This window comes from Acinetobacter sp. CIP 102637 (genome assembly GCF_000368425.1).
GTDB lineage: Bacteria > Pseudomonadota > Gammaproteobacteria > Pseudomonadales > Moraxellaceae > Acinetobacter > Acinetobacter parvus.
Window position 1 is genome coordinate 1,770,505 of record NZ_KB849435.1, and the last position, 4,199, is coordinate 1,774,703.

Genomic DNA, 4,199 nt, shown 5'->3' on the forward strand with positions numbered 1-4,199 from the left:
TGATCAGCTACCCCAACAAAACAAGGTGGCTTAACTAGAGCGGAATATCACTTATAAATACGCTTTTAGTTGTTCAAACAAGTGGGACCACCTCTAGCCACTTCACTTTTAGCAAGATCTGTTTTTGTTATATCAAGTCCTAAAGCATTTGCAATCTGCTCCATCGTGGCAGGCGTGACAGCATCAAAGAAACAAAAATCTATCGCCTGTTTCTGAAAAATCGATAAAATATGATCGCGACGCTGATCCGCATAAGTAAGGCTGATCACATAATTCTTCATAGTATAATCTTCACTAGCAACAACGTGCCACAATGCATTAAGATATTAAAATCTAAGTATTATTCATATTCTATCTTGTAAATACAACAACAAAGTAAAACACATTTGTACCAATATCGAAATCCTGCGTTGATTTGTTCATCAATACACATCAATGCTAGTCATGTTGAAAAGATAGACTTACAATGTTAGTTTTTAATTTATCATGCAGTTCTTTTAGATGTTATCTTCTACTTACTGCATTGATTTTATAAATAATGAAGTGATTGCAGATATGAACAATGAAGTAATTAAAGTATTTGTGGGTTGTGATCCCAACAACTGTGATTTAGAACAAATGATGGTTTTAGATTACAGCATTCGAAAACACACCCAACACCCTGTTGAAATTGTTTGGATGCAATTAAGCCATGACCCTAAAAGTCCATGGTACAGTAATCAAGAAACTCGAGAAGGTTGGCATACAGAAAAATGGGCAACTCCATTCTCAGGTTTCCGTTGGGCAATCCCTGAGTCATGCAACTTTCAAGGTCGTGCCATCTATATGGATGCGGATGTCGTTGTTTTATGTGACATTGCTGAGCTATGGTCACATCCACTGAGTAATGATGCGATCGTGATCGCAAAGGGTGGAAAGAGTACTGCTCGTTTATGCACCTGTGTATGGGACTGTGAAAAAGCTAAACAACATTTGCCTACATTAAAAGAACTACAAGCAGATCCTGAGGGACATAAAAAACTGATGCAGCTCATCAAAGAAAAGCCTGAACTTGTTCAACCTTATCAAGATTCATACAACAATATTGATGGTGAAGGTCTTCCAATTGAGCAAATTAAAATTTTGCATTACTCTGATATGGGTACACAGTTTAGTCATAAATATGCCTTACCGCGCCTTGAAGCATCTGGGCAAAAGCATTGGTTTGATGGGAAAATCATGCCGCACCCACGTGAAGACCTTGTCGCATTATTTGATCAATACTACCAAGAGGCTCTTGAAAATGGGTATCGCCCTGAAAACTATACGATCACTCCTTTCGGTAATTTTTCAAAAGCAACACAGATCAACTATCATGGCAACAAAGTAACCCGTCCAGATACAGAGGCGAACTGGTTTAATCGCTCAGTTCAATCGCTTAAGTCTGTATTTAAAGGAAAAAAGAAATTTTCTTTAGATGATTAATGCTTTCGCAGCTACAATAACACTACTTCTTTTAAACAATATACGATGGGGGAGGTAGTGTTAAAATATTCAATACAGATTCACTCTCCCACAATCGCGCTAATAATAAAAAATATCATATAATTAAGAGATTAATTTTAGTCTATCCTCCATCCTATGGTGGTAAACTTATACCTGAGTAAACTCGATGCAACAGATTTTCAATCGTATTACACAAAATATTTTCAAGTTCCTTTATAAGTCTTTCCATTCCAAAGCATATAAACATAATCGCCGCTATTGGCCATACTACAAGACTGTTCGCAATAGCGAAGGCGACTTAGAGCAATTATTTTTTAATAAAAAATTAATTGCCGATCATACAAAACCATTTAAAAGTCAAAAAAATACCTGTGTATTGGTTGCAACTGGGCCTTCTGTCAAAGATATAGATCAACGTTTTCTGACCAATCCTGACTATGACTATATTGGTGTGAATGGTGCTATTTCACTAGATCACATTCACTTTAAATATTACGTAATTATTGATTTTAATTTTACGACTAAGCGTTTCGATCTAATATTAAAAGTTCTTAACAGTGATTGTATATTTTTCACAACGCCTCGTTGTTTAGACATCATTTTAAAAAGAATTGACCCAAGTCAAATTAAGTGCGAAATCAAAATCATCGAGACTATTTTCCAAGATAAAACTGTTGAACCATTCATGGGTAAAAAGCACAAACTAGATTTAGAAAAACCTTATTTTCACTTATATGGCGAATTTGGCTTTTCAACGAATATATTCAATGCAGTATTTGATTATTTAACTGTACCATATGTGGCATTACAAGTCGCATATGCAATTGGTTTTAAAGAAATTTATATCGCTGGATTAGATATGAATAATTTTTCTCAGCCACGTTTTTATGAGAGTATAGAAAACAAACAGCCAACAATGTTAGATCAATACCTACATTTAATTTTTCCCGCTTTTGATGCTGCGGCTGAATTCTTTATAGAGCACCAAGTTCAGGTTTATAATCTTTCCCCCACAAGTGCCATAGAATCTTTTAAAAAAATCAATACAATCTAATTATCCAGTCATTATGAAATAAATCATACAATTACTCTTTTTTTAGAAAACTTATTGCATGAGCATCAATACTTTTAGGAATGATATTAATGGATTAAGAGCTTATGCTGTAATTTTAGTTGTACTTTTCCATTTCCAAATATTTGGGTTTTCGGCTGGTTATCTTGGCGTTGATATTTTTTTCGTCATTTCAGGTTATCTGATGACAAAAATTATCATTGAAAAACTGTTTAAGCAGCAGCTTTCTTTTACAGATTTTTATCTCGCTCGAATTGTACGAATATTTCCAGCACTTTTATTCCTTATTGTATTTCTTACCATACTGGGTTGGTTTATTTTTATTCCAGAAGACTTTAAGAATTTTGCTAAAGATGCACGATACAGTCTGACTTTTCTATCAAACGATCTTTATTATCGCCAAGCTGGTGATTATTTTGCTGCCGATACACATGATAAAGCCCTACTTCACACTTGGTCTCTTTCGGTTGAATGGCAGTTTTATCTTTTATTTCCTCTCTTGCTCTTTATTTATGCAAAATTTGATAAAAAATTAAAATATATTGGTATTTTTTTAAGTCTTATACTTATTGCTTCCCTATCATTTTCAACATTAATGACAGCTAAAGATACCATGTATGGGTTCTTTAAGCTGACAACGCGTACGTGGGAACTAGTTGCTGGAGGTTTGGTATATTACTACTTTAATAATAAACAACTCACTGCCCCACTACAAAAACTCAGTGAAGGTTTGGGTTTTACCTTTATTCTTCTTAGTCTAGTTTTATACGATCAGAATACACCTTGGCCAAGCTTTTTAGCCTTATTACCAGTGATGGGTACAATGCTCATCTTAATTGCTAATCGTCAAAATTCAATTTTCACTCAAGCAAAATTCATCCAAAACATTGGTAGTGCATCGTATTCTATTTATTTATGGCACTGGCCTGTATTTTTCTTATTGAATTATTTTTTTATTAAATTAAATTTTATTAGCTTAAGTCTCTCCCTCGGACTCTCTTTACTCTTGGGGTGGTTAAGTTATAAATACATCGAAGGTAGTCGAAAATCCCTACAAAAGCTCAAAAAAGGGCATATATATTTATTGTTTATTTCCACCCTACTCTTACTTTATCCAATCTATAAACATATAGAAGAAAATGGTCTTGCAAGTCGAGAAAAATCTAACACTCCCTCTAATCTAGACAAAATGCAAATGCCAAGTGTTGAAAATGGGTGGTGTTTTTATAATATTAAAGATAACCATAATCTCAAAGTAGGCTCACAAGGATTTGAATGCTCAATTGCTTCAGAACAGAAAAATGCAAAATCGGCACTGTTATTTGGAGATTCATTTGCAGGTCACAATAGCCCGTTTTGGGATCAGATTGGAAAGAAGCTGAACTTAAATATACAAGCCATTACGACAAACTGGTGTTATCCAAGTCTTAATAAAGAGTTTACAGGGAACAAACAATCTACAGCGTATCAACAGTGCTTATTAAATCGTGAGTATTTATCTAAACATATAGATCAATACGATGTGTTGATATTCGCAGGCCGTTGGTCAGAGATGGATCCGTAAATTTGAACAACTCCTATAAGTGATATTCTGCTCCTCAAATGATGTTATAAACATCAATATATGGAGTATTTTATGGCA

General features: G+C 34.2%; 4 protein-coding genes. 3 read left to right on the forward strand and 1 reads right to left on the reverse strand.

Annotated features, from left to right (window positions below):
• Window positions 1-65 precede the first annotated feature (65 nt).
• Window positions 66-281, reverse strand: coding sequence for a glycosyltransferase family 25 protein (locus F967_RS11505; RefSeq protein ID WP_082188752.1), 216 nt, complete (start codon window positions 279-281; stop codon window positions 66-68).
• 220 nt (window positions 282-501) lie between these two features.
• Between F967_RS11505 and F967_RS11510 the strand changes: the two genes are divergently transcribed.
• From F967_RS11510 to F967_RS11520, 3 genes are all read left to right on the forward strand, one after another.
• Window positions 502-1,464: a glycosyltransferase family protein gene (locus tag F967_RS11510; RefSeq protein ID WP_004640776.1), complete on the forward strand. Its 963-nt coding sequence runs from the start codon at window positions 502-504 to the stop codon at window positions 1,462-1,464.
• Between the two features lie 187 nt (window positions 1,465-1,651).
• Window positions 1,652-2,539, forward strand: a complete 888-nt coding sequence (locus F967_RS11515; protein WP_004675546.1) for a hypothetical protein — start codon at window positions 1,652-1,654, stop codon at window positions 2,537-2,539.
• 58 nt (window positions 2,540-2,597) lie between these two features.
• Window positions 2,598-4,121, forward strand: coding sequence for an acyltransferase family protein (locus F967_RS11520; RefSeq protein ID WP_004683152.1), 1,524 nt, complete (start codon window positions 2,598-2,600; stop codon window positions 4,119-4,121).
• Window positions 4,122-4,199 lie beyond the last annotated feature (78 nt).

Excerpts from the sequence above, each read along its gene's own strand:
- F967_RS11505 (WP_082188752.1), bottom strand. The coding sequence starts at position 281 with ATGAAGAATTATGTGATCAGCCTTACTTATGCGGATCAGCGTCGCGAT.
- F967_RS11520 (WP_004683152.1), top strand. The coding sequence starts at position 2,598 with ATGAGCATCAATACTTTTAGGAATGATATTAATGGATTAAGAGCTTAT.
- F967_RS11510 (WP_004640776.1), top strand. The coding sequence starts at position 502 with ATGTTATCTTCTACTTACTGCATTGATTTTATAAATAATGAAGTGATT.
- F967_RS11515 (WP_004675546.1), top strand. The coding sequence starts at position 1,652 with ATGCAACAGATTTTCAATCGTATTACACAAAATATTTTCAAGTTCCTT.